Origin of the sequence: Streptomonospora wellingtoniae, assembly GCF_031845375.1 — a bacterium.
Lineage (GTDB): Bacteria > Actinomycetota > Actinomycetes > Streptosporangiales > Streptosporangiaceae > Streptomonospora > Streptomonospora wellingtoniae.
In genome coordinates, this window is record NZ_JAVREK010000052.1 from 1 (window position 1) to 2,000 (window position 2,000).

The window sequence follows — 2,000 nt, forward strand, 5'->3', positions numbered from 1 at the left end:
AGGACAACGAGATCGTCAAGGTCACCTCGCCGCACGACAACCCCGTGACGCACGGGAACCTGTGCATCAAGGGGCGGTTCGGCTTCCAGCACGTACAGCAGAGGCGCCACGACTGACGCCGGCGCGGAGGTCGGTCGCGGTCAGGAGTGCTCGCGGGGCACCAGGGTGTAGTCGGGGAAGTTGCCGGGCGGGCGCTCACCGACCGGGCCGCGGCTGACCGCGTGGACCAGCAGCTTTCCGCCGACGAAGGCGCCGCGCCAGGACGCGCCCCAGCCGCCGAACATCTCGTCGCGGTCGCCGCGCGAACGGGGCTTGTTGATGCCGACCTTGAACGCGCGCACCTCCGCGGCCAGCCGCGCGCCCAGGTCGGGGTCGTCGGTGGAGATGGTGGAGACCAGGGCGCCGTTGCTGGCGTTCATGGCCGCCAGCAGTTCGGCCTCGGTGTCGACGAGCACGATGGAGTCGGCCGGGCCGAAGGGCTCGGCGTGGAACAGCGGCGAGGAGCGCGGCGGCTCCAGCAGCGAGACCGGCGCGACGTAGGCGTCGGTGTTCTGGCCGGGCAGCAGCAGGGCGTCCTCCGGCGAGCCGCGGTAGAGCGGGACCGCCCCGCCCGCGATCGCCTCGCTCACCTGGGCGGCGAGGTCCTTGGCCTTGGCGGCGTTGATCAGCGGGCCGAAGTCCAGCTCGGGCAGGTCGTCCTGAGCCGAGGCGACGGCGAGCGGGTGGCCGAATCGGACCGAGGCCACCGCGGGCAGGTAGGCGCCCAGGAACCTGTCGAACAGGGAGCGCTGCACGATGAACCGGGGGTAGGCGGTGCAGCGCTGCTTGGCGTAGTCGAAGGTCTTGCGGACCTGGCCGGCGAAGGTGTCCCAGTCGCTGTAGTCCCACACGCCCCAGCAGTTGAGCCCTTCCTGCTCCAGGATGTGCGGCTTGCCGAGGTCGGCGAGGTCGGTGGCGACCTGGCCGCCGGTGTCGCGGCCGCCGATGAAGGACACGCAGCCGATCTCCGGCGAGCGCACCAGCACGGGCGAGAGGTCGCGGCCGCCGCCGCTGACGAGCGTGAAGGGCAGGCCCTCGCGCGCGGCCAGAGCGACGGCGAGCGTGAGGCACACCAGGCCGCCGTCGGTGGGGGTCTTGGCGATGGCGGCGTTGCCGGCGAGCGCCTGCACGCACATGGCGTGGGTCAGCACGCTCATCGGGTAGTTCCAGCTGGCGATGTTGCTGACCGGCCCCTCCAGCGGGGCGCGGCCCTCCATCATCTCCTCGATCTGTTCGAGGTACCACTCCACGCCGGACACGGCGCGGTCGACGTCCTGGCGCGCAAGCCGCCACGGCTTGCCGATCTCCCAGACCAGCGCGAGTGCGAGCGTGTCGCGGTGCTCGCTCCAGGCCTCGACGGTCGCGCGCACTCGCGCGCGCCGCTCCTCCAGCGGCGTGACGCGCCACGCGCGGTGCTGGTCGGCCGCCGCGCGCACGGCGGCCTCGGCGGTGTCGGCGCCGACCATCGGCGGGCCGGCGATCTCGGTTCCGTCGACGGGCGAGACGGCCAGCCGCGGCTCGCCGTCGGCCCGCCAGCGGCCGCCCCAGTGGTTGTACACCCTGTCGGCTGCGAACGCCTCGGGGGCGATCTCGCGGCAGCGCTGGTACAGGGTGGTCCATTCGGTCCCGGGCTTGAGCATGAGGGTCATAGGGTTCCCCTGGTCGTTGCGGTGCTGCTCGATACTGCGGGGCCGGCGGCCGCGCGGCCGCCGGCCCTCGTCAACGGTCCCCCGAAGTCCTCGTCCGCGGCCACGGCCGCGGCGTGCGCTCTTCGGCGACTCTTCACGAAAACAGGACGTGCGGCGATAGTTAACCGAGCGAGCGGGCGATCTCGGCGGTTTCGCTGGGGGTTTTGCCGACCCGGACGCCGGCCGCCTCCAACGCCTCCTTCTTCGCCTGCGCCGTGCCCGCCGAACCCGACACGATCGCCCCCGCATGACCCATCGTCTTGCCCTCCGGCG

General features: G+C 72.7%; 1 protein-coding gene and 2 pseudogenes. 1 reads left to right on the forward strand and 2 read right to left on the reverse strand.

The genetic code is table 11. From position 1 onward, the window contains the following. Positions 1–116: pseudogene (locus RM446_RS24555) on the forward strand (2Fe-2S iron-sulfur cluster-binding protein); the annotation flags it as partial. A 24-nt stretch (positions 117–140) separates the two neighbouring features. On the opposite strand, the gene RM446_RS24560 reads toward RM446_RS24555, so the two are convergent. Together RM446_RS24560 and RM446_RS24565 are read right to left on the reverse strand one after the other, a co-directional pair. Continuing rightward, positions 141–1,688, reverse strand: coding sequence for an aldehyde dehydrogenase family protein (locus RM446_RS24560; protein ID WP_311547823.1), 1,548 nt, complete (start codon positions 1,686–1,688; stop codon positions 141–143). A gap of 160 nt (positions 1,689–1,848) precedes the next feature. Beyond that, positions 1,849–2,000, reverse strand: a pseudogene (locus tag RM446_RS24565) (succinate--CoA ligase subunit alpha); the annotation flags it as partial.